The sequence below is a fragment of the Streptococcus sp. Marseille-Q6504 genome, from assembly GCF_965111625.1.
The window spans coordinates 58,054-82,505 of record NZ_CBCOON010000001.1 but is presented as its reverse complement, the minus strand read 5'-3'; the positions used below and the strand labels follow the sequence as shown (position 1 = coordinate 82,505).

At 42.6% G+C, this 24,452-nt stretch carries 19 protein-coding genes; 4 read left to right on the top strand and 15 right to left on the bottom strand.

Annotated elements, in window-relative coordinates:
* Positions 1-10: 10 nt before the first annotated feature.
* On the bottom strand, positions 11-2,656 hold the full coding sequence (locus ACWPUA_RS00475; RefSeq protein ID WP_454378489.1) for a DEAD/DEAH box helicase family protein: 2,646 nt from the start codon (positions 2,654-2,656) through the stop codon (positions 11-13).
* A 136-nt stretch (positions 2,657-2,792) separates the two neighbouring features.
* Here ACWPUA_RS00475 and ACWPUA_RS00470 point away from each other — a divergent pair, with 136 nt between their 5' ends.
* Complete coding sequence (locus tag ACWPUA_RS00470; protein WP_414290471.1) at positions 2,793-3,413, top strand: TVP38/TMEM64 family protein; 621 nt, start codon at positions 2,793-2,795, stop codon at positions 3,411-3,413.
* 41 nt (positions 3,414-3,454) lie between these two features.
* On the opposite strand, the gene ACWPUA_RS00465 is transcribed toward ACWPUA_RS00470, so the two are convergent.
* The 12 genes from ACWPUA_RS00465 to ACWPUA_RS00410 all read right to left on the bottom strand — a co-directional run bounded on the left by ACWPUA_RS00465 (position 3,455) and on the right by ACWPUA_RS00410 (position 17,224).
* On the bottom strand, positions 3,455-4,609 hold the full coding sequence (locus ACWPUA_RS00465) for an MFS transporter (protein WP_454378487.1): 1,155 nt from the start codon (positions 4,607-4,609) through the stop codon (positions 3,455-3,457).
* A 172-nt stretch (positions 4,610-4,781) separates the two neighbouring features.
* Complete coding sequence (gene ftsX, locus ACWPUA_RS00460; RefSeq protein ID WP_223332616.1) at positions 4,782-5,708, bottom strand: permease-like cell division protein FtsX; 927 nt, start codon at positions 5,706-5,708, stop codon at positions 4,782-4,784.
* Positions 5,701-6,393 (bottom strand): cell division ATP-binding protein FtsE, encoded by a 693-nt coding sequence (ftsE, locus tag ACWPUA_RS00455; RefSeq protein ID WP_004251332.1) that lies wholly within the window; start codon positions 6,391-6,393, stop codon positions 5,701-5,703. The genes ftsX and ftsE overlap by 8 nt, the downstream gene beginning before the upstream one ends.
* 15 nt (positions 6,394-6,408) lie before the next feature.
* Positions 6,409-7,504 (bottom strand): peptide chain release factor 2 gene (gene prfB / locus ACWPUA_RS00450; RefSeq protein ID WP_454378484.1). Its coding sequence is split into 2 segments (ribosomal slippage): positions 6,409-7,431 and positions 7,433-7,504, totalling 1,095 coding nucleotides; the frame shifts between segments, so codons are not numbered across the junction.
* A 180-nt stretch (positions 7,505-7,684) separates the two neighbouring features.
* Positions 7,685-8,944, bottom strand: coding sequence for a TRZ/ATZ family protein (locus tag ACWPUA_RS00445; RefSeq protein ID WP_454378482.1), 1,260 nt, complete (start codon positions 8,942-8,944; stop codon positions 7,685-7,687).
* A 331-nt stretch (positions 8,945-9,275) separates the two neighbouring features.
* On the bottom strand, positions 9,276-10,214 hold the full coding sequence (gene msrB / locus ACWPUA_RS00440; protein ID WP_414312348.1) for a peptide-methionine (R)-S-oxide reductase MsrB: 939 nt from the start codon (positions 10,212-10,214) through the stop codon (positions 9,276-9,278).
* A gap of 124 nt (positions 10,215-10,338) precedes the next feature.
* Positions 10,339-11,208: a homoserine kinase gene (thrB, locus tag ACWPUA_RS00435; protein ID WP_454378479.1), complete on the bottom strand. Its 870-nt coding sequence runs from the start codon at positions 11,206-11,208 to the stop codon at positions 10,339-10,341.
* Between the two features lies 1 nt (position 11,209).
* A complete protein-coding gene (locus ACWPUA_RS00430) occupies positions 11,210-12,496 on the bottom strand; it encodes a homoserine dehydrogenase (RefSeq protein ID WP_454378477.1) in 1,287 nt (428 codons plus the stop codon).
* A gap of 288 nt (positions 12,497-12,784) precedes the next feature.
* On the bottom strand, positions 12,785-13,507 hold the full coding sequence (gene yaaA, locus ACWPUA_RS00425; protein WP_454378475.1) for a peroxide stress protein YaaA: 723 nt from the start codon (positions 13,505-13,507) through the stop codon (positions 12,785-12,787).
* A gap of 234 nt (positions 13,508-13,741) precedes the next feature.
* Complete coding sequence (locus ACWPUA_RS00420) at positions 13,742-13,906, bottom strand: hypothetical protein (protein WP_006155852.1); 165 nt, start codon at positions 13,904-13,906, stop codon at positions 13,742-13,744.
* A 119-nt stretch (positions 13,907-14,025) separates the two neighbouring features.
* Positions 14,026-14,436 (bottom strand): peptide deformylase, encoded by a 411-nt coding sequence (locus ACWPUA_RS00415; protein WP_454378473.1) that lies wholly within the window; start codon positions 14,434-14,436, stop codon positions 14,026-14,028.
* A 103-nt stretch (positions 14,437-14,539) separates the two neighbouring features.
* On the bottom strand, positions 14,540-17,224 hold the full coding sequence (locus ACWPUA_RS00410) for a cation-translocating P-type ATPase (protein ID WP_454378471.1): 2,685 nt from the start codon (positions 17,222-17,224) through the stop codon (positions 14,540-14,542).
* Positions 17,225-17,493: 269 nt separating this feature from the next.
* Here ACWPUA_RS00410 and ACWPUA_RS00405 point away from each other — a divergent pair, with 269 nt between their 5' ends.
* A complete protein-coding gene (locus ACWPUA_RS00405) occupies positions 17,494-18,684 on the top strand; it encodes a cation diffusion facilitator family transporter (RefSeq protein ID WP_045615335.1) in 1,191 nt (396 codons plus the stop codon).
* Between the two features lie 43 nt (positions 18,685-18,727).
* Here the strand turns inward: ACWPUA_RS00405 and scrK are convergent, their stop codons facing one another.
* A complete protein-coding gene (scrK, locus tag ACWPUA_RS00400) occupies positions 18,728-19,615 on the bottom strand; it encodes a fructokinase ScrK (protein WP_006148929.1) in 888 nt (295 codons plus the stop codon).
* Between the two features lie 140 nt (positions 19,616-19,755).
* Positions 19,756-21,651, bottom strand: coding sequence for a sucrose-specific PTS transporter subunit IIBC (locus tag ACWPUA_RS00395; RefSeq protein ID WP_036759227.1), 1,896 nt, complete (start codon positions 21,649-21,651; stop codon positions 19,756-19,758).
* A 365-nt stretch (positions 21,652-22,016) separates the two neighbouring features.
* Between ACWPUA_RS00395 and ACWPUA_RS00390 the strand changes: the two genes are divergently transcribed.
* Positions 22,017-23,471 carry a sucrose-6-phosphate hydrolase gene (locus tag ACWPUA_RS00390; protein ID WP_454378468.1) on the top strand — a complete coding sequence of 485 codons (1,455 nt, stop codon included), beginning with the start codon at positions 22,017-22,019 and terminating at the stop codon, positions 23,469-23,471.
* Positions 23,452-24,417: a LacI family DNA-binding transcriptional regulator gene (locus ACWPUA_RS00385; RefSeq protein ID WP_454378466.1), complete on the top strand. Its 966-nt coding sequence runs from the start codon at positions 23,452-23,454 to the stop codon at positions 24,415-24,417. Before ACWPUA_RS00390 ends, ACWPUA_RS00385 begins: the two co-directional genes overlap by 20 nt.
* Positions 24,418-24,452 lie beyond the last annotated feature (35 nt).

The window sequence follows — 24,452 nt, the reverse complement described above, 5'->3', positions numbered from 1 at the left end:
TCACTTCCTTCTATTTTAACGCACTTTTGACCTTTTTCTTGGTGATGATGCGGTCGTTTTTGTTGGCTAGGGATTTGAGTCTGGCTTCGAGTAGGATTTTTCGTCCTGCTTCGTTGCGGGTGTAGACGAGTTGGTAGTTGCCTATGTGTGGTGCAACGGCATTTTGGAAGAGCTGGGCATCTTCCTTGCGTTTTTCAAAGAGGCTAGGCACAACGAAATACTTGGACTGACCTGCTGGAGCTTTTTGAGCGACTAAGAGGTAGCGTTGATTGTCCACTGGCGTAAAGAATTCTCCTAAGGCCTTGGAAAAAAGTTCCTTGTCTCGCATACTGCCACCTTTTAGATAGGCAAAGACATTAAAGCTGTCCTTGTCCTCATCGACCTGCACGCGCGACTGGTCATCAGACAAATGCCCTGCAGTCACCATGGCTTTACGAATAGCTTCACCGATCTGGCGCAAGCGTTTATAAGGACTCTTGTAGCTGTAGTAGCGAAAGGCTGTGATAGCTAGGAAGAGGACACAAAGAGCTGTCAACCATGGTAAGGCAAAGAAGGTTAGTCGAACGACATAAGCCAGGAGACTAATGGCAAATACCATCAGAGCGTAGCGAAGCCACTTTTCAGCATCCGCTAGAGCAAGCAGAGGGATTCGTTTGCTGTCGGTCGCCACTTCATTGACAATCTCAATCTTGTCAGCAACAATGAGAGATTCCTGCCATTTTTTACGTAGGGAGGCGCGATCCTTGGATAGTTCCATGATCTTCTCGTTATAGTCTTCGAGTTTCTTTTTCTTAAATGGGAACTCAGGAAAGTTCAAGCGATCCAGACCTGTTTCAATGGTATCCTCCTTATAGGACAAGCCAAGGAAATGGTCCATACGACGGGCAAGGGTTTGTAGGTCCTGATATGGATTGAGGTCTAGTTCTTCTTGATTTTCCTTAGAAAAGGCTGGATTTTTGTAGGGTTTGATGGCTACTAGGTGCCAGATATTACTAGTCTTATCTGGATGACCTGGCCAGATACGGATGGCACGGCCCCGCATCTGATTGCTGAGCATAAAGCTTCCGACAAAACTTCCGAGGATGAGAGAGTTGACGCAAGGCGCATCCCATCCTTCTCCCAAGAGAGACTTGGTTCCGACCAAGACTTGGATAGAACCACGTTGGAAGAGCTCGGTCACTGCTGCAACCATCCCCTTAAAGCTAGATGGAAAACCTACTTGGAGATAGGCACCTTGATCGAGTTTTCCGATGGCAGAGAAGCTTAAGCTAGTGTTTGGGATGAGGGCTTGAAGTTCCGCCTTGACACTGGCAGGTATGATCACGACACTACCTGAAAGGACTGCTATTGGGACAGACAAGCCTTGCTTTTGTGCACTTCTGCGAATGGTTTCAAAGTAAGGGAGGACACCTAATTGCGTGATTGGCGCTTGGTCATCTCCCAGATAAGTGGCAAAATCCTTACGGATATAGTCCGCCAAGACTAACTGTCTCAAGCCCTGACTTAGACTAGCATACTCGGTTTCAAAAATAGATGCAATCCCAGCTAGTTTTCCTAGAGATTGGTTGAGGATTTGGTCATTGGCCTTGGATCTGACCAAGAAAACCTGACGTTTTTCAATCAGTCCTCTTGATTTCAGTTCTGCTTCTATTTTTTTCTTTGTCTCCTGCGGATCCTCATACCAATCAGGAGTCTGATAGAGAAGACCTTGCAAGAGAACTTCTAACCAATAATAATTAAGGGAAGGCAAGCCTTCAGCTCCTAGTAAGTCTCGTAGATGCTTGGGAATTTCCTGTTTTTGAGCCTGTAGATAAATGAGAAGCGCTGAGAGATACTTGGGATCTTCGAGGAGCATATCCGCAGAGATTTCCCCTTTGAGAACTTTGGAACTCCGAATCAACTCTTGGAAGTCAGGATCAACGACTAGTTGGCTGACATACTGCCACTTGGTATCCTCAAACTCTTCCAAGCGCTTGTCCTCTTCCTTAGTCGGAAAACAGATATAGACAAAGTCCTGATGAGGGCAAAGAGTGTCTTCCTTGACCAGTTCTGGCACCGTGATTTCTTGGTCAATCTCGCCACACATCTGGAGATAGCGATCCCAGAGTTCTGGTTCACTGTCATAAGGCGGTGTCGCAGTGAGAGAGATGACTTGCAGTTGCTGGTAGTTTTTACGGAAGTCTTCTAGACTTTTCCACCATTCATTTCTCAAGTGATGGCATTCGTCCAGACAGAGGGTTTCGACACCCCTTTCCTTGAGTCTGGCAAGCAGGTCAAAGCCTACAAAGTCCTCAACCTCGCCGTTATCTTCTTGAGATTGCACCTGTTGCATAGCACTGTGAAAGGCTTGATAGGTGGCGATGGTGATTTGCTTCATGTCCTTGAGATTTTGAGATACGAGACTTGTGACCTGGTTCTCATCCTCTAAAAAGGCCTGGCGAATCCTATCGACCCACTGTTCCCGGATAGTCACCGTCGGTACCAAAACGAGGGCAGGCTTATCAAAGCGAGCAATCAACTCAATCCCAATAGTTGTTTTACCAGAGCCTGGCGCTGCCACCAAGTGGACATGACCATCTGCTTGGTATTCTTGGAAATTGTCCAATACCTGTTTTTGGTAGTTGCGCCAAGTGCCATTAAACTTCAAACCTAACATGATTTTCCTCATTCTAAGCTGTCATTTTCTTATTCCCATTTTACCATACTTGAGGCAAAGTCACACCAAGTATCCCATGTAGTCTTTCTCCCTAAAATATGGTATAGTAGAATCATACTACACAAGAGGAGTTTACATGTCACACGAGAAAGAAATGAAAGCTGTTTCTCCCCTTCTACAGCAAGCAATCAATATTTCTTCCATCATCGGTGGAGTTGGTACTTTGATTTTCTGTATCTGGGCCTATCAGGCGGGTATCTTGCACTCCAAGGAAACCCTATCAGCCTTTATCCAACAGGCGGGTATCTGGGGGCCACCGCTCTTTATTTTTTTACAGATTTTGCAGACAGTTGTTCCTATCATTCCAGGAGCTCTAACCTCCGTTGCAGGTGTCTTTATCTACGGGCATATCATCGGGACCATTTACAACTATATCGGTATTGTCATTGGTTGTGCCATTATCTTTTACTTGGTTCGTCTCTACGGAGCACCCTTTGTCCAGTCTATGGTCAGCAAACGCACCTATGACAAGTATATCGGTTGGTTAGATGAGGGCAATCGCTTTGACCGATTCTTTATCTTTATGATGATTTGGCCAGTTAGTCCAGCTGATTTTCTCTGCATGTTGGCTGCTTTGACCAAGATGAGCTTCAAGCGGTATATGACCATTATCATCCTGACCAAGCCCTTTACCCTGGTCGTTTACACTTATGGCTTGACCTACATCATCGATTACTTTTGGCAGATGTTTGGCTAATAGACAAAAAACTCAAGGATTCATCCTTGAGTTTTTCTTTGTTAGGCTTCTTTTTTCAATAAGAGGGAAACAATGACTGATGTAGCAATCATCCATGCTCCTAGAATGATGAAGGTCATTCGACCATCTGTAGTCACCAAGCTAATCCCTGAAAGAACGAAGGGTGTTAATGATGCTCCAAAAGAACATCCCAAAACAGCATAGGAAGTTGCTTTGTTGAGGAGTTTTGCAGGAATTCGTTCAGATATCAACTGAAAGACTGTCGTCAGAGCGATGCTGTAGGCAAAGCCTCCCAGAATAGAACCTGCAACCACCACCCAGAGTGATGGGGAAAGAGCAATGATGATTTGCCCGATCCCAAAAGTGACACCAGCGACCAATAGAAGTCTTTCCTTGAAGGTCGAAATCAGGAAAGAAAAGCTGATTCCAGCTAGAATCCCAATCAACTGCATGGCACTAAGTACCAAACTAGACAACTGAGCATCTCCAAACCCTGCCTCAATCATAAGACTTGGGATACGGAAGGTGATGGCCGTATTGGTACATACAATCACTGCGGCTGCAATAGCAAGGAAGAAAATCAATTGGAGCATGGAACGAGTCAGTTTCGCTGCTTCTTCTGTCTGATGCTTGGACTCGTGAATTTCTTCCTTGTTGTAAGGGACAAATAGAAGAAAGAGCACCAAGACTACCAAGCCTGCGGCATAGGCTAGGAAGGTTGCGGTCCAGCCAAAGGCTAAGAGCTGACCGACTGCCAGCGTCAATATAGAGGCTCCTACTACCTCAGCTGATCCACGAAAACCAAGCATCTGGATACGAGTTTTACCGTGGTAACGTTCACTGATGATTGAAATGGCCTTGGCATTGAGCATTCCTACTCCAAGCCCAAATAGTAAGCGTGTCGCAAAGACAAAGTAATAACCCTGATACCAGAAAGGTGCTGTTCCACTGATGGATAAAATCAAAAGTCCCAAGGTCAACTGGAGGCGTTCAGGAAAAATACGCTCTAGAACTCCGTTCAATAAAAGCATGGCCATAATCCCAAAGGATGGGAGGCTGACCAAGAGTTCGACCTGACCAGTCGAATAGCCCTGATAATAGTCAAACATGGCAGGTAGGGCACTCGAAATTGAAAACGATGTGATCAATACTAACGATAGGGAGAGTATGCTCACTTTTTCCAAAAATTGTTTCATCTTTTCCTCATTCATTTTTCATATTAGTAAAAAGGTCCTTTCCTATCATACACTCTTTACCCAAAATTGGCAAGCGACTGAGCACCAAGACCAAAAGAAAAAGCGGGGCATCAAGAGCTGTGAAGTCTTGATGACATCCCACTTTTTTATGTGTTTTATCCAGTTATGTGACTTAGATTTTCAAGAATCGACGCATTGAGATTCCTGAACCAAGTGAACCGATACAGATTCCGATAAGGAACAAGAGACCGATCATCAATGGAATAAAGGTATTCGGTGTAATCAAAGATAAGTTTTGACCAACCAAGGATGGGTTGACTGATTGGAACACTCGGTTATAGATAAAGTATACCAATGCTGATGGAAGAGCTGCTCCCAACAATCCGATAAAGGCACCTTCTAGCAAGAATGGGCCACGGATATAACCGTTTTTTGCACCAACCAAACGCATGATTTGGATTTCACGGCTACGTGAAATGATAGTAATACGGATGGTATTTGAAATCAAGAAGACTGCGATGAAGATCAAGAGTCCTGCGATGACCAATCCCCATACACGGATGAAGGAAGCCAACTTGAAGAGACGTTCGGTATTGGCACCACCGTCTTGAACTTCAGAGACACCTTCGATTTTCTTAGCTTCTTCAGCTACTGGTTTTACATCACTTGGTGAATTGGTATCTACGATGTAGGCATCATGAAGAGGGTTTGCGTCTCCTTCAAACACCTTCCACTCGTCACCCATAGTTTCAGTCAGCTTTTGGTACTGTTCTTCTTTACTTGAGAAGGTTACATTTTTAACAGCTGGCAGAGCTTTTAGGGCATTGTAGACCTTGTGGTAGTCATTGTTCGTGACTGTTTGGCCTTCTTTTACAATGGTTTCACTATTGTCTTCAACGTCTTTACGAACATAAACCATGACGCGGACGTTGTTTTCGATATCAGTTGCTAATTTCGCAGTGTTAAAAATAACTGAAGCAAAGATAGCAACCAAAGTCAAGGTAATCATTACTGAACTGATGGCAGCAATGGTCATCCATCCATTACGCTTTAAACTCTTTAAAGCTTCGAATAGATGGCGGAAAAATCTACTAATCATCGTATCCGTACTCTCCTTTCGCTTCATCACGTACCACGCGACCATTTTCGATGGCAATAACGCGGTGGCGCAAGGTATTTACGATTTGGCTGTTGTGGGTCGCCATCAAAACAGTTGTCCCTTGAAGATTGATACGTTCCAAGAGGTTCATGATTTCCCATGAGTTATCTGGGTCCAAGTTACCTGTTGGTTCGTCGGCAATCAAAACCTTAGGATTGTTTACGATAGCACGCGCAATGGCGATACGTTGTTGCTCACCACCTGAAAGCTCATTTGGGAATGAACGAACTTTGTGCTTCAAACCGACAAGGTCCAAGACTTCCATAACACGTTTTTTGATGTTACGACGGCTTTCACCGACAACCTCCATTGCGTATGCAATGTTCTCATAAACGGTTTTCTTTGGCAAAAGTTTGTAATCCTGAAAGACTACTCCGACATTTCTACGCAAGAACGGAATATCTTTCTTTTTGATCTTAACCAGGTTATAACCTGCGACTTGCAAGCTTCCTTTGTCGATTTTGACCTCACGATACAAGGCACGGATAAAGGTTGATTTACCAGCACCTGAAGGTCCTACGATGTAGGCAAATTCTCCTGCATCGATATTTACAGTGATGCCACGTAGGGCTGTTGTCCCGTTGTCGTATTTTTTGACAACATCTCTCATTTCAATGATTGACATGTGACTTCCTTTCTTTTAACTAATACGCAATTTCAGATAAGCATCGATGAAACCATCTAGGTCTCCATCCATAACCTTATCAACCTGCGCTACTTCAAAGTTTGTACGATGGTCTTTTACCATTGTATAAGGCGTAAATACATAGGAGCGGATTTGGCTTCCCCATGTAATTTCCTTTTTCTCACCCTTGAGCGAGTCTACCTCAGCAGCTTTCTTTTCCTGCTCCATCTGATAGAGTTTTGCCTGAAGCATCTTCATAGCACGATCACGGTTTCCGTACTGGGTACGGTCAACAGTTGATGCTACGACGATACCTGTCGGAATGTGAGTCAAGCGGACACCTGTTGAAACCTTGTTGACGTTTTGTCCACCTGCTCCACCTGAACGGAAGGTATCCATCTTGATATCATCCTCACGGATTTCAACTTCGATGGTATCATCCAACTCTGGCATGACTTCTACAGAAGTAAATGAGGTGTGGCGACGTTTAGCAGAGTCAAATGGTGAGATTCGGACCAAACGGTGAACTCCCATCTCTGACTTGAGAAGACCATAAGCATTTGGTCCTTCAAAAGACAAGGTTACTGACTTGATTCCTGCCTCATCACCTGCTTGGTAGTCTAAGACCTCGACCTTGAATCCTTTGGCATTTCCATAGCGAGTATACATACGAAGGAGCATATCGCCCCAGTCTTGAGCCTCTGTCCCCCCAGAACCAGGATGGATTTCAAGGATGGCGTTGTTGTGATCATAGGGTTCTGACAAGAGAAGGGTCATTTCGTAGCTGGTCATCATCTGATCTAACTCAGAGAGTTTTTCAACCAGCTCATCCTTAACGGATTCATCCTCTGCCAAAAAGTCCAGTAAAATCTCAACTTCATCCTGCAACTCATCCATCTTGTGGAAGGTATTATAGGTATTTTTGAGTTCGTTTAATTCTTGCGACGTTTTTTGGGCCGCAATATTATCGTTCCAAAAATCAGGTTCTGTCATTTTGTTTTCCAAAATGGCAATTTCTTCCTCTAAACCTTCGAGGTCAAAGAGACCCCCTGAAAGAAGCTAATTTTTCACGATTTGCATCAATTTTTTGACGAATTTCTGAAATGTCCATACATACTCCTTTTTTTGCATCTTATTATTATACCACAATTTTTCTTATTTATCTAATTGGTATTTTTTAAAATTTAGTTTCAATATATTTCTGTAAGAAGTCAAACAGGCTTATTTCTGGCAAAATTTTAAAAACCTCACAAGAAATTTCCTATGAGATTTAGTGATTTTATACTAGTTTTTACAATTCTACAGTCAATACTTGACCATCCTGCACAACCTGCTCCCCTGCAATGTAGACGTCATCAATATCACTGGATTTGACGGCATAAACGAGGTGAGATAGCATGTTTTCTTGAGGTTGAAGATGGATTTTGCCTTGGGGTTGGATGACTAGGAAATCTGCTTGCTTGCCGACTTCTAGGCTGCCAATTTCATCCTCCATTCCCAATACCTTAGCACCTTCAATAGTCAGTGCCTTGAGGGCTGTTTCAATTGGAAATTGGCTGGCATCGCCACTCTTCATTTTCTGTAAGAGTGCTGCAGTCCGCCCTTCCTCAAACATATCGAGATTGTTATTAGAAGCAACTGAGTCCGTCGCAATCCCGACTGGCACTCCTGCCTTTTTAAGTTGGACGACTGGTGCAATCCCTGAGGCTAATTTGAGGTTGCTGATAGGATTGTGAGCGATAGCGACTTGCGAATCTGCTAGGCGGGTAATTTCTGCTTCATTTAACTCCACACCATGGGCAAATACAGCCTTATGGTCTAAATAGCCAAGATCATCTAGAAAGGCTAGTGGTCGTTTGCCATAGCGTTTCAGGATAATACCTGACTCTTCCTGTGTTTCTGCAACATGGATATGAAGAGGAATGTTTTCTTCTTTTGCTAGCTCAAGACTTGCCTCCAGCAAATCTCGACTACAACTGTATGGCGAATGAGGGGCCACCATAACCTTGAAATTTGGGTCTTGATAGCCTTTGATTGTCTCGATAATGGCTCGAGTTCTGGCTATAGTTTCAGCCGTCGTCTCCACATCTGAAGAAAAGAGGGTTGGAGAAAAATAGCAACGCATCTTGGATGCCTTGACTGCCACATAAATCTCAGCTATATCCACTCCATTAGGATTGTACATATCATTGAAAGTTGTCGTTCCTGACTGAAGCATCTCTGTTAGCGCCTCTTTGACGGCCTTTGTAGTCATCTCTGGTGTGAATTCTGCTTCTGCTGGCCAGATATAGTCCTCCAGCCATTCATGGAGATTACTGTCATCGCGAATGCCTCTCAAGCCTGTCATGGCAGAATGAGTATGGCAGTTGACCAAGCCAGGCATGATCCATGCTCCCTGATAGTCTATGATTTGATCTGCTTGTTTAAGAATCTCTTGATTTTCCTGACCGACATAGACGATTTGGGATTCTTTGACAGCCAAAATCCCATCTAGATAGACATTGAAATCTTGGTCACAAGTCACGATATTTACATGCTGAAAGACTTTCATCCCTAGGCTCCTTTTCTATATAAGTATTCATACTGGATAATTTTCTAGCTATTGTAACAAAAAAGTCACCCGAAGGCAACTTTTCTTATTGTTTATGGGGTTTAAAGTAAGAAAGTAAGTGTTTCATAAGTCCCTTCTATTTCAACATGAAGAGAGTGTGACAAAAGCCCTAGCCTCTCAATTGTCTTTGGATTGTCGAGAAAGACGCAGTGGTTGAGTGGGCTCTACTACGCTGATTTCATCAGCTTTTACAGCCCTACTCAACTGTGCGGAGGTGGGACGACGAAATCGAATTCTATCGGATTAACGATTTCTGTCCCACTCTCTCTTTTTACTTGTTCAAATATGGAAGCAGGTATCCATAACCAGCCTCTTCCATTTCATCCTTAGCAATGAATCGTAAGGATGCAGAATTGATACAGTAACGGAGACCACCTAGTTCACGAGGGCCGTCTGTAAAGACATGTCCCAAGTGAGCATTCCCTGAACGTGAACGAACTTCGATACGCTCCATACCGTGACTCAAGTCCTGGTAATAATGAATAAGTTCCTTGGAAATAGGACGGATAAAACTTGGCCAACCACAGCCTGAGGCAAACTTATCCTTGGCAAAGAAGAGAGGCTCACCAGTCGTGATATCGACATAAATTCCTTCCTCAAAAGTTTGGTCATAAGCATTGCTAAAAGGAGCTTCCGTCGCAGCCTCTTGCGTGACTCTATAGGATTCCTCAGATAGTTTTTCTTTTAGCACTGCCTGACTCGGTTTTTCATAGTTGGCGGCATCTATCAGTGGTTTCTCAGCATCCCTCACATCAATGTGGCAATAGCCACCAGGATTTTTTTTGAGATAGTCTTGGTGATAGTCTTCGGCTAAGATATAGTGGCGAAGCTTCTCCACTTCTACTGCTATTTTACGACCGATGAGGAGTTCTTGTTCGCGAACTACTGTATTGATCGTTGGTAGATCAGCTTCTTCTAGGTAATAAATCCCTGTGCGGTATTGACGACCACGGTCATTCCCTTGTTGGTTGACAGAAAGGGGATCGATAACTCGGAAATAATAGAGTAAAACCTCACGGAGCGAGACCACCTTTTCGTCATAGACGACTTGCACTGTCTCTGCGTGATCTGTTTCTTTGATCAGTTGATAATTGGTGGTTTCTACCTGACCATTGGCATAACCAACACTTGTTTGCAATACTCCAGAAATACGGGAAAAGTATTCTTCCAAGCCCCAAAAACAACCGCCTGCTAAATATATTTCTGCCATTTCAAATCCTCCTTGACCTTCTATCGGTCGCTAAACACGGGAAACAATTTATATCCCATGTTTCATTTTCAAAAAAAGGACAGGAAGCCCTCTAATAGAGAGTTTCCCCATCCTATTGTTCTGTTTATTTTGTTTCGACGCGAACGCCTTCTGTATCTACTTGCAACTCATGAAGCTTGCCTTTGAAAGGTTGCTTTTCAAGCTCTGCCTTAATCTTAGGCATCTTGTCAGGATCAGCCAAGACCATAACAGTCGGACCAGCACCAGAGAGGTAGGTCGCATAAGCACCATTTCTCTTAGCAACTTTCTTGATCGTCGCAAATTCTCTCACCAGTTCTTGACGGTAACGCTCATGGAAAAGGTCACTCTCGATAGCCTGGCCTGCTTTGACCATATCTCCAGTCAGTAGGGATGCGATAGCCACATTGGCGATAGAACTTGCCGCAACAGCTTCTTTATAAGAAAGTTTCTTAGGCAAGACACCACGACTATCGCGAGTTCGCAATTCATAGTTTGGAATGTAAGCTAGAAAGGCACACTCTGGGAAAGGCGCCACAACAGCTGAAACTTGACCTTCTACCGAACTAGCAATGACGAGATTTCCATAGATAGCTGGTGCAACATTATCAGGATGCCCTTCAATCTTGGTCGCCAATTGTAATTTTTCATGTTTGCTTAGTTTCAAGTTTCCGAGTTGATTTGCCAGTTCAATCCCAGCAACGATGACTGAACTAGAAGAACCTAGTCCACGCGCAAGCGGGATATCACTGACCATCTTCAGACGTCTAGGTTGGAGGTCTGGAACAATTTGTAGAGCAATCTTCAGCAAAAGATTACGTTCATCACGTGGAATCCATTTGCCCAATTGGTGCTCAATCATCCATTCTTCACGTTCCTCACAAACCTGAATTTCTAGATACTTAGTTACAGCTACACCAACCGAGTCAAAGCCAGGACCCACATTGGCACTTGTAGCAGGTACAATAATCTTCATCTTAGTCTCCTAAAACCTTGAAGGTGTTGAGAAGTTCAAACTCGGCTACACCCTTCAAAGCTGCTGTAATATTTTCAAGTTGCGCCTTGTTGATTTTATGAGTGATGATGACAACACGAGCCTTGCCTTCTTGCTTACCATCTTGAAGGATTTGCTTGAAGGAAATATCTTCTGCGTTAAAGAGCTCAGCCAATTTCAAGACTTGTCCTTTTGAGTCTGGAGCCAAGATTGAGAAATAGTAGTTAGCTTTGACATCTTCTGGCTTAGCCAAGACTACTGGACGGCTGTATTCATTAAAGGCTTTTCCAATTGTTCCATCATTCAGACGACGAACGATGCGGGCAATATCAGCCACAACACTTGTTGCAGTTGGTTTTTGACCAGCACCTGGTCCATAGTACATAGACTCGCCGATACCGATAGACTCCACAAATACCGCATTCATAACACCATTAACACTTGCAAGTGGGTGTTCTTTAGGAAGGAAGGTTGGCGTAACCTCAGCAGCAATCCCAGAAGCTGTTTCTTCGATAGAACCAACTAGTTTTACAACATAACCAAGCTCTTGAGCTACTGCTACATCTTCTGGAGTGATGTTGCGAATTCCTTGGTGACCCACATCTTCAAACTTGACATTCATTCCAAAGGCGAACTGACTGAGGATGACCATCTTGTAAGCCGCATCAATCCCATCAACGTCATTGGTAGGGTCGCTTTCAGCAAAGCCAAGTCGTTGGGCTTCTGCCAAAGCATCTTCATAAGACCAACCTTCTGTTACCATTTTGGTCATCATAAAGTTAGATGTTCCGTTGACAACACCAAGAACACGTGTGATTTTGTCTGATGCTAATGAGTTAACCAAAGTACGAAGAATTGGGATTCCTCCTGCAACTGCTGCTTCATAGTATAAGGCAACATTGTGAGCTTTGGCTACCTCAAGCAATTCTGCACCATGGACTGCCAAAAGATCCTTGTTAGCTGTCACGACGTGTTTCCCTGCTTCTAAAGCACGAGTGATAAATGTTTTAGCAGGTTCGATACGCCCCATCAACTCAACAACGATCGTGATGTCTTTGTCTGACAAAATTTCATCGATATTTGTTACAAAATTAAAATCATTTCCTGCTTCAAGCAAGCGGGCTTTCTCTTGATCGTCTTTGACCAAAACTTTAGCTACTTCAATTTCTGACTGAGCTGCTTGAACAATTTTTTCTTTATTTTCCTTTAGCAAGAATGGCACACCACTGGCTACTGTACCAAATCCAAGTAAAGCAATCTTAACTGACATGTTTGTCTCCTCGAAATTTTCTAATAGTCCTATTATACCAAAATTGTGTGAAAATTCCTACCATTCTAAACTAAAAATAGGAGCACCAAATCACAAAAAGAGGGCTGGGACAAAAGTCCTAGCCTCTCAATTGCCTTTGGATTGTCGAGCAAGACGCAGTGGTTGAGTGGGCTCTAACTACGCTGATTTCATCAGCTTTTACAGCCCTACTCAACTGTGCGGAGGTGGGACGACGAAATCGAATTCTAACGAATTACCGATTTCTGTCCCACTCTCTCTATTTTCTATCTATTTCACAAAAGCCAATTCCTTATCACTCGACAAGTCTTCTCGATAACTGAAACCCGCAAAGCTGAGCTTTTTAATCTCTTCAACCGAGGTTACCTGACCTTCCATCAAGGCTGTTAAGAAAGCTCCTCTAGCTTTTTTAGAAATGGTTGAGTGGATTTTTAGTTTTCCATCTCGCTCTTCCATAAACTTGAAGGTCACCATTTTCTCACGGATTTCTTTAGGGAAGACAGTTTCAAACTCCGAAGACAAGAGTGAAAAGATTAGTTCTTCACCCTTCATCGACTCTTCATAGGCCACCTGCCAATGACTTTTCAAGCTTTTTCCAGCGACTTTTAGTTTCATCAAAAAGTCCAGTCTGTGAGGCGCAATCGGTTCAAAGGCTGGAATCACACCATAAAGAGCTGACGTTATCATGAGGTGTTCCTCCAGATAGGTTTGCTCCGCCTTGGTTAGATTGTCCCGTTTGATGTTGCGATACATGAGTCCATCAAAGAGGTGCAAGGCTGGATAGTTTGTCGCAGTTTCATTTTTCAAGGCCTGGATATGGTCATACTCCTCTTGCGCTTTTTCGGCAGATATTTTGTAAAAACTCTCCAGTTCTTGGGCAGAGTATGTCGCCAATTCATCCAGCACTGCCTGACTTTCAGGACGCAATGGTTTAGCCTCTAAACTAGGGATTTCGGTGTTCATTTCTTTTGCGGTTGGGATTAGAATTTTCATAGTGTTAGTGTAGCATATTTTTTTAGGACTACCAAGGATTTGAGCTTAAAAGAGAGTGGGACAGAAATCGGTAATTCGTTAGAATTCGATTTCGTTGTCCCACCTCCGCACAGTTGAGTAGGGCTATAAAAGCTGATGAAATCAGCGTAATATAACCCACTCAACCACTGCGTCTTGCTCGACAATCCAAAGACAATTGAGAGGCTAGGACTTTTGTCCCAGCCTCTTCTTTCCTTATTTTGGCAATCCTAACCAGATTGCAAAGAGAACTAGTGCTGTCCCAAGGCAGCTTGCCAAGATAGATGACAGATTAAACTTTTTCTCCTTTAGATGAGAAAATCCTATCTTCAAAGCAAAAAGACCAAGCAACATCGAACCAATCATCAGATAAAATCCCATTTGACTGTCCTCCATTTATTATTCTTTCTTTCATTATCACAAATTTCAAACAAGAGTGCAAGAAAAACGAGTTTGTTTCCTTAAGCTTGAAGGATGTACCCTGTTCTAGGATACAAAGCCTATATGACAATCCCTTCTAAATGATCCAATTCATGCTGACAAATCTGAGCAGGAAAACCCGTCAGGGTAATGGTCTGCTCTTGCCAATGGATATCTCTGTAGCTTACTGTAATCTTCTCATACCTAGTTGTCGGTCTTACACCCGTCAAAGACAAACAACCTTCCTCTGTCTCGTATGATCCTTCAAAAGATTGGAGAACTGGATTAAACATAACCATGGGAATCATTCCGATATTAAAAATAATGACGCGTTTTTGTACCCCAATCATATTGGCCGCTAGTCCAACACAGCTTTCTCGGTTAGCCAATAGGGTATCCTGCAAATCCTTTGCTAGGGGTAAATCTTCCTGACTAGCAGGCTGAGATACCTGCGACAAAAACAAGATATCTTTTACAATTTTCTTTTCCAACTACTATTCCTCCATCTTTTTCTCAACTTGATTATAGCATAAAATCTATCTCTGTTTACCATATATAAAAGCAAAAAGCCATCCGAAGATGACTTTTCAATGCTTAAATAGCGTTTTTATCTTTTCCAAGTGCTCGTTGAACTGCTTTGACAATCTCAACAAGGACCACGATCATAAGTGCTCCTACAACGACCGCCATCCACTGAGTCAAGCTCAAATGTGACACGTGGAAGAGACTGTTAAATCCTGGAACCACAATCGTAGCCATCAAGAGAATGAAGGCAACTGGGATTGACCAGTTTAAGGTCTTATTCTTGAAGAGTCCAACTGTAAAGATTGATTGGTAAACAGACTTGACGTTAAAGGCATGGAGCAATTGGATCAAACCAAGAGTTGCAAAGGCCATTGTAAGGGCATCTGCGTGGATTTCACTTTGAACTTGATGCTCTGGGAAGAGAATAGCCCAACCATAAACACCTAAAACTAGCATGGTTTGGAAGATCCCTTGATAAATGATTGCTCCGAAGACACCACCATCAAAGAAGTTAGACTTACGCCCACGAGGTTTGTGAGTCATGACACCTGGTTCAGCTGGTTCAACACCAAGGGCGATGGCAGGTAAAGTATCAGTTACTAGGTTAATCCAGAGAAGATGTACTGGTTGAAGTACATCCCAACCTAACAAGGTTGCAAAGAAGATGGTGAATACCTCAGCCATATTAGCAGACAAGAGGTACTGGATTGATTTTTGGATATTTGAGAAGACCTTACGTCCTTCTTCTACCGCTACGATAATGGTTGCAAAGTTATCATCAGCAAGGACCATATCAGAAGCTCCCTTAGAAACTTCTGTACCTGTAATCCCCATACCGATACCGATGTCAGCTGTCTTAAGTGAAGGCGCATCGTTAACTCCATCACCTGTCATGGCAACAACTTTACCTTCATTTTGCCATGCTTTCACGATACGAACCTTGTGCTCAGGTGATACACGTGCGTATACAGAGTATTGCTTGAAGACTTTTTGGAATTCTTCATCAGTGAGTTCATTCAATTCAGCACCAGTGAAGACATGGTCTTCTGTATCATTTGGATCGATGATACCGAGACGTTTAGCAATAGCTTCAGCCGTATCTTGGTGGTCACCTGTGATCATGATTGGACGGATACCTGCTTCTTTAGCGACACGTACAGCTTCTGCAGCTTCTGGGCGCTCAGGGTCAATCATTCCGATCAAACCAGAGAAGATGAGGTCAGACTCAACAATTTCAGATTCCAAGGTTGGGATTTCGTTGCTTGTCTTATAAGCCATCATCAAGACACGAAGGGCTTGTTTAGCCAAGTCTTTGTTGGTAGCAAGGATAGCTTGTTTATCTTCTTCTGTGATTGGGCGAACTTCCCCATTGACTTCAATACGAGTCACGCGCTTGAGCAGTTGGTCAGGCGCACCCTTGACAGCGATAAAGTAAGAACCGTCTGCTTCCTTATGAATGGTAGACATGAGTTTACGGTCTGAGTCAAATGGTAATTCAGCTACACGTGGCTCATCCTTCAAGACTTCACGAACATCAAAGTTGTGGTCCAAACCAAACTGTACAAGAGCTGTCTCCGTTGGATCACCAATCAATTTGCCAGATGGATCCACCTTGGTATCATTGGCAAAGTTCATGATACGAAGGGTATTGTTGCTAGCAGCAATCTCAGATGCCGAGCTTTGCAATTGACCGTTGGTATAAACTTTTTCAACCGTCATTTGGTTCATGGTCAAAGTACCTGTTTTATCAGATGCGATGATTTCTGTTGAACCAAGAGTTTCAACAGCTGGCAATTTACGGACAATCGAATTACGTTTGGCAAGTGTTGTAGTTCCCAAAGATAGAACGATAGTTACAATGGCAGGAAGCCCTTCTGGAATCGCAGCAACCGCAAGGGCAACCGCCACCATCAAGCCTTCTAATGGATGTTCGCCACGAACAAAGACACCAACCAAGAAGGTAATCACTGCAATCACAATGATTAAGTAAGTCAAGACCTTAGATAATTGTTCCAAGCTTTGCTTCAATGGTGTTTCAGTCTCGTCAGCATTAGCCAACATATCTGCAATCTTACCAACTTCTGTGTACATACCAGTATTTGTCACGACACCAATGCCACGACCGTAAGTTACGTTTGAGTTTTGGTAAGCCATGTTAACACGATCCCCAATACCAGCATCTGCTTCAACAAGTCCTGTCACATCTTTTTCAACTGGCACAGACTCCCCTGTAAGAGCAGCTTCTTCGATTTTAAGAGACGCCGCTTCAAGCAAACGCATGTCGGCAGGCACTACATCTCCCGCTTCAAGCAAGACGATATCTCCGGGTACCAATTCTTTTGAGTCAATCTCAATAACATGACCATCACGACGAACACGTGCCATCGGGCTAGACATATTTTTCAGAGCTTCAATGGCTGCTTCTGCTTGCCCTTCTTGGTAAACCCCAAAGGCAGCATTCAAGACAACAACGGCCAAGATGATAATGGCATCCGTTAGACCGTCCATTCCTTCTGTAATCACAGAAAGTGCCGCTGCCGCAAGCAAGATGATAATCATCAAATCCTTAAATTGATCAAGGAATTTAGCTAGTAGGCTACGTTTCTCTCCCTCTTCCAACTCATTACGACCATAAGTCGCTAGTCGTTCTTGAGCTTGAGCAGTTGACAAACCTTCGATAGATGAGTCCAAGTTCTTTAGGACTTCTTCTGAGGTCTGTGTGTAAAACAAGTCTTTATTTTGTTCTTTTGACAAAACAGTCTCCTCCTTTTTGGCCTCTTTTTACAAAAAAAGAGACCTGTTTTTAAAAAAACAAGTCTCGCTGTTTAATATAGTGCCGGAAATAATTCGTAATGACGACACTATCGCGGTTTCCCGCCAGCTACTCCCTTGAGTAGTTCTATTATATCAGAATTTCAAAAGTTTTCAAGTTTTGAAGTGTATTTAACTTACTTCCCACATTTGAATTTTCCTTGGAAAACCAGTATAATGAAAGAATACTAAAATGCTAGAAGGGGAGTTAGATGAATCAATCGGTTTCAAACTTAAAATTGGCTGAGCGCGGTGCCATTATCAGCATCTTGACCTATCTATTCTTGTCTGCAGCTAAGCTAGCGACCGGACACCTCCTCCATTCATCCAGCTTGGTAGCCGATGGTTTTAACAACGTTTCAGATATCGTTGGAAACGTGGCCCTCCTCATCGGGATTCGTTTGGCTCGCCAACCGGCAGATAGAGATCATCGCTTCGGTCACTGGAAAATAGAGGATTTGGCAAGTCTCATCACTTCCATCATCATGTTTTACGTTGGCTTTGATGTTCTACGTGACACCATTCAAAAGATACTCAGCCGAGAGCAAACGGTCATTGACCCACTTGGGGCGACTCTAGGAGTCATCTCTGCTATCATCATGTTTGCCGTTTATCTCTACAATACCCATCTGAGTAAGCAGTCTAAGTCCAAGGCCCTCAAGGCTGCAGCTAAGGACAATCTGTCAGATGCCGTGACATCTCTTGGAACTTCTATTGCTATCCTGGCTAGTAGCTTCAACTATCCAATAGTGGATAAGTTGGTTGCGATTATCATTACCTTCTTTATTCTTAAAACTGCTTATGATATCTTTATCGAGTCATCCTTCAGCCTTTCTGATGGTTTTGATGAACACTTGCTAGAAGATTACCAAAAGGCTATCATGGAAATTCCTAAGATTAGCAAGGTCAAATCACAACGAGGTCGTACTTACGGAAGCAACATTTATCTGGACATTACTCTGGAAATGAACCCAGATCTCTCTGTTTTTGAAAGTCACGAAATTGCGGATCAGGTCGAATCCATGTTATCAGAACGCTTTGGTGTCTTTGATACAGACATTCATATTGAACCAGCACCAATCCCTGAGGATGAAATTCTAGATAATGTCTATAAAAAATTGCTCATGAGAGAGCAACTGATTGACCAAGGAAATCAACTGGAGGAATTACTTGCAGAAGACTTCATTTATATTCGCCAGGACGGACAAGAACTGGATAAGGGAGCCTATACGGCTGAAAAAGAATTGACCTCTGCCATTAAAGAGCTTCATTTGACTTCTATCAGTCAAAAGACTAAACTCATCCGCTACCAAGTCGGTGATACCATTCATACCAGCATCTGGCGCCGCCACGAAACTTGGCAAAATATTTTCCATCAGGAAACAAAAATAGAAAAAGACTAAAGCAAAACTCCCAACTGAGAAAGTTGGGAGTTTTTCTATATTCTTATTTTGCAACGCTCTTAGCAAGAACGAAGTTTCCTAGTGTAGCTGAACCATTGCCAGCAACAGCTGGAGTCACGATATAGTCACGTACATCTGGAACTGGTAGGTAGCCATTGAGTAGGGCTGTGAATTTCTCACGTACACGGTCAAGCATATGTTGTTGAGCCATAACCCCACCACCAAAGACGATAACATCTGGACGGAAAGTTACAGTCGCATTCACTGCAGCTTGAGCAATATAGTAGGCTTGAACATCCCAGACAGAGTTGTTGAGTTCAATGTTTTCCCCACGAACACCTGTACGAGCTTCCAAACTTGGACCAGCTGCATAACCTTCCAAACATCCATTATGGAAAGGACAAACACCTTTAAATTCTTTTTCAATATCCATTGGGTGTCTAGCCACATAATAATGACCCATCTCAGGGTGACCAACACCGCCAATAAACTCGCCACGTTGGATAACACCTGCACCGATACCTGTACCGATAGTGTAATAAACTAAGTTTTCGATACGACCGCCGGCATTATTACGAGCAACCACCTCACCGTAGGCAGAACTGTTTACGTCTGTCGTAAAATACATAGGCACGTTTAGAGCGCGACGAAGAGCACCAAGCAAGTCTACATTTGCCCAGTTAGGTTTTGGAGTTGTTGTGATAAATCCGTAAGTTTTTGAGTTTTTATCGATATCGATTGGACCAAATGAACCAATGGCAAGTCCTGCAAGATTGTCGAATTTTGAGAAGAACTCGATGGTTTTATCGATTGTTTCAATAGGTGTTGTTGTAGGAAATTGTACCTTTTCTACAACATTATAGTTTTCATCTCCGACAGCACAGACAAATTTTGTACCGCCTGCTTCCAAACTTCCGTATAGTTTTGTCATGATAAACCTCTTGTATTTATTTTCTCTATTATAGCATATTCCCAGACTGAAAATTGCTCAATATTTTAGATTTTCCTCTGTAAATTTTACCATTCAAGCAAAAACGAACAAACATGACATTTGTTCGTTTTTTTGATTTATTAAGCTTTAACTTCGATGATTGCGTCACCCTTAGCAACTGATCCAGAAGCAACTGGATTTACTGAAGCAAAGTCTGCAGTGTTTGTTACGATAACCATAGTAGTGTTATCAAGTCCTGCAGCAGCAATCTTAGCTGAGTCAAATGTTCCAAGAACATCTCCAGCTTTAACCTTATCACCTTGATTAACTTTTTGGTTGAAGCCTTCACCGTTCATTGAAACAGTATCGATACCAACGTGGATCAAGATTTCAGCACCGTTAGCTGTTCTCAATCCATAAGCATGGCCAGTCGGGAAGACGATTGTCACTTCAGCATCAGCTGGTGCATAAACAACATCTTGGCTAGGTTTCACGGCGATACCTTGTCCCATAGCTCCACTTGAGAATACTGGGTCATTCACATTTGAAAGAGCAACAACATCACCAACGATTGGTGTTTGGATAACACCTTCGCTAAGTGAAACAAGATTACCAGTTACTGCTTCTTCTGTTAAACGGTCAGTTTCAGCTTCAGAAATTGCTCCTGCAACCTCTTCTACTTCATCTTCGTAACCAAACATGTAAGTAAGAGCAAAACCAAGTGCAAAGGATACAGCTACCATAAGAAGGTATTGTAGAAGTTGTCCGTTACCAATGTAAAGCATAGTACCTGGGATGACTGTGATACCATTACCAGTACCAGCAAGTCCAAGGATTGAAGCAAGTCCACCACCGACTGCACCAGCAATCAATGAAAGGAAGAATGGCTTACGGAAACGCAAGTTAACCCCGAAGATAGCTGGCTCAGTAATACCAAGGAAGGCAGATAGAGCAGCTGGGAAAGCAAGTGTTTTAAGTTTAGGATTTTTAGTTTTCACACCAACGGCTACTGTTGCAGCACCTTGAGCAGTCATAGCTGCAGTAATGATAGCGTTGAATGGGTTAGCATGGTCAGCAGCAAGCAATTGAACTTCAAGCAAGTTGAAGATGTGGTGAACACCTGATACGACGATTAATTGGTGAACTCCACCAATCAAGAAACCACCAAGTCCGAATGGCAAGTTAAGAATAGCTTTTGTTCCAATGAGAATGTAGTTTTCAACAACGTGAAAGACTGGTCCGATAACAAACAATCCAAGGATTGACATTACAAGGAGTGTTACAAACGGTGTTACCAAGAGGTCAAGTACATCTGGAACAACCTTACGAACTGCTTTTTCAAACTTAGCTCCGACAACCCCGATGATGAAGGCTGGAAGAACTGAACCTTGCAAACCTACAACTGGGATAAATCCGAAGAACTGCATTGCAGTTACTTCACCACCAGACGCAACAGCCCAGGCATTTGGAAGTGAATCAGAAACGAGCATCATACCAAGAACGATACCAACAGCTGGGTTACCACCGAATACACGGAAAGTTGACCAAACAACCAAACCTGGCAAGATAATAAAGGCAGTGTCTGTCAAGATCTGAGTATAAGTTGTCACATCTTCTGGAAGTGTCATTCCAAGAGCAGTCAAGAGACCACGAACACCCATGAAGAGACCAGTTGCTACGATAACTGGAATGATTGGAACGAAGACGTCACCGAAAGTACGGATGGCACGTTGGAACCAATTTCCTTGTTTTGCAGCTTCTGCTTTCATATCTTCTTTAGAAGATGTTGGCAACCCAAGAGCTACGACTTCATCGTACATCTTGTTTACTGTACCAGTACCAAAGATGATTTGGTATTGACCTGAGTTAAAGAAAGCACCTTGAACTTTTTCCAAGTTCTCGATAGCATCCTTATTGATTTTCGCTTCATCTTTTACCATAACACGGAGGCGAGTCGCACAGTGAGCTACACTGTTGACGTTCTCACGTCCACCCAAGGCTTCGATGACTTTTTTTGCAATTTCTGTATTGGTCATTTGCAAAAATCTCCTTATAAAAAAATTTGTTCTTGTTTGAAAGCGATTTTACTCGCCCTACGAGTATTATTTTATCATCTTTCAAAAATATGTCAAGCGTTTTGCAGAAAAAGTTTTTTGATTGCTAAAATTTTTGATAGTTTTTGCTACTTTCTTAATAAAATTCTCTCAAAATCGCCTATCTCTACATGTTTTTATGTGAATATTTTCAAAAACTTTCATATTTTCATTGATTTTCATAAAAATAGGTTTCTAATTATCTGTCAATCGTTTGACATTTTTTTCTTAACTTCGATATAAAAGACTTGCTTTTTTATAAGGAAACGTTTACTATAAAGATAGTAGAATTTATGGAGGGAATATAAATGGAATGGACTACCGAGCGTCGTTATAGACGCTATGAAGATTGGACACAAGAAGAAAGAAAAGAACTCCAAGAAAAGATGGCGCAATCACCATGGCATGTTGCCTATCACGTCGAACCAAAGCAAGGACTTCTTAACGATCCGAACGGTTTTTCTTACTTTGATGGCAAGTGGGTTGTCTTTTACCAAAACTTCCCCTTTGGTGCAGCTCATGGATTGAAATCTTGGGTTCAGCTTGAAAGTGACGACTTGGTTCACTTTACTGAAACAGGTGTAAAAATCTTACCTGATACTCCATTGGATAGCCACGGCGCTTACTCTGGATCTGCTATGCAGTTTGGCAATCAATTGTTTCTATTCTATACAGGAAATGTCCGTGATGAAAATTGGATTCGCCATCCTTATCAGATTGGTGCTTTGATGAATAAGGACGGAAACATAAAAAAGATTGATAAGGTCTTGATTGATCAACCAGCTGATGCTACCGACCACTTCCGCGATCCACAGATTTTTAACTTTAAAGGACAATACTACGCAATCGTTGGTGGACAAGACTTGGAGAAAAAAGGATTCGTCCGTCTCTACAAAGCAGTCGATAATGATTATACAAACTGGCAAGAAGTCGGAGACCTTGACTTCAACAATGACCGCACTGCCTATATGATGGAGTGCCCAAATCTTGTCTTTGTCGGAGAACAACCTGTCCTTCTCTACTGCCCACAAGGATTGGATAAGAAAGTTCTAGACTACGATAATATCTTTCCAAATATGTATAAAATTGGTGCTTCCTTCGATCCTGAAAATGCACGTATGGTAGATGTGTCTGAACTACACAATCTAGACTATGGTTTCGAAGCCTATGCTACTCAAGCCTTTAACGCTCCTGATGGTCGAGCCCTGGCAGTCAGCTGGCTTGGGTTACCAGATGTTTCTTATCCATCTGATCGCTTTGATCACCAAGGAACCTTCTCATTAGTCAAGGAACTTACAATCAAGGATGGCAAACTCTATCAGTACCCTTTAGCAGCTATCCAGGACCTCCGAGCTTCAAAAGAGGAATTTTCAAATCGCTCTGAAACTAAAAATTGTTACGAACTTGAGCTTAACTTAGAGGCCAATAGTCAAAGCGAAATCGTCCTTCTTGCTGATAAAGACGGCAAGGGACTCACTATTAACTTTGACCTTGTCAATGGCCAAGTAACCGTTGACCGTAGTCAAGCAGGTGAGCAATATGCTCAAGAATTTGGAACTACTCGCTCTTGCTCAGTTACTAATCAAGCAACTACTGTCAATATCTTCATCGACAACTCAGTCTTTGAAATTTTCATCAATAAAGGAGAAAAAGTATTTTCTGGTCGTGTCTTCCCTCACAAAGATCAAAATGGAATCCTCATTAAATCTGGAAACCCAACTGGAACATACTACGAATTAGAATATGATCGCAAAACTAACTGATGTCGCAAAATTAGCTGGCGTCAGCCCTACTACTGTTTCACGTGTCATCAACAAAAAGGGTTATCTGTCAGAAAAAACCATTCAAAAGGTTAATGATGCTATGCGTGAGCTGGGCTATAAACCCAACAACCTAGCTCGCAGTCTTCAAGGTAAATCTGCCAAGTTAATCGGTTTGATTTTCCCCAAAATTAGCCATGTTTTCTATGCAGAATTGATTGATAAATTGGAACACGAACTCTTCAAAAAAGGCTACAAGACCATCATCTGCAATAGTGAGCACGATTCGGAAAAAGAACGTGAGTATCTTGAAATGCTAGAAGCCAACCAAGTGGATGGAATCATCTCTGGTAGTCATAACTTGGGAATTGAAGACTACAATCGCGTAACGGCTCCAATCATCTCTTTTGACCGTAACCTGTCTCCAGATATCCCTGTCGTTTCTTCTGACAACTATGCTGGTGGTGTCCTAGCCGCTCAGACCTTGGCTAAAACTGGAGCCAAATCTATTATCATGATTACAGGAAATGACAACTCTAATTCCCCAACTGGACTTCGTCATGCTGGTTTTGCTTCAATCTTGCCAAAGGCTCCTATTATCAATGTTTCCAGTGATTTTTCACCCCTTCGTAAGGAAATGGAAATAAAAAATATCCTGACCAAACAAAAACCAGATGCGATTTTCGCCTCTGATGATTTGACTGCTATTTTGGTTATTAAGATTGCCCAGGAGCTTGGAATCTCTGTGCCTGAACAACTCAAAGTGATCGGCTATGACGGGACTTATTTCATTGAGAATTTCTACCCTCACCTCACTACCATTAAACAACCCTTGGAAGAGATTGCTCGCCTAACAGTTGATTTGCTCTTACAAAAAATTGAAGGTAAAGAGGTTGCTACCACTGGTTATTTCTTGCCAGTTAGTCTCTTACCAGGTAAAAGTATTTAAACAAAAAACTCGGACTGAATCAGTCTGAGTTTTTT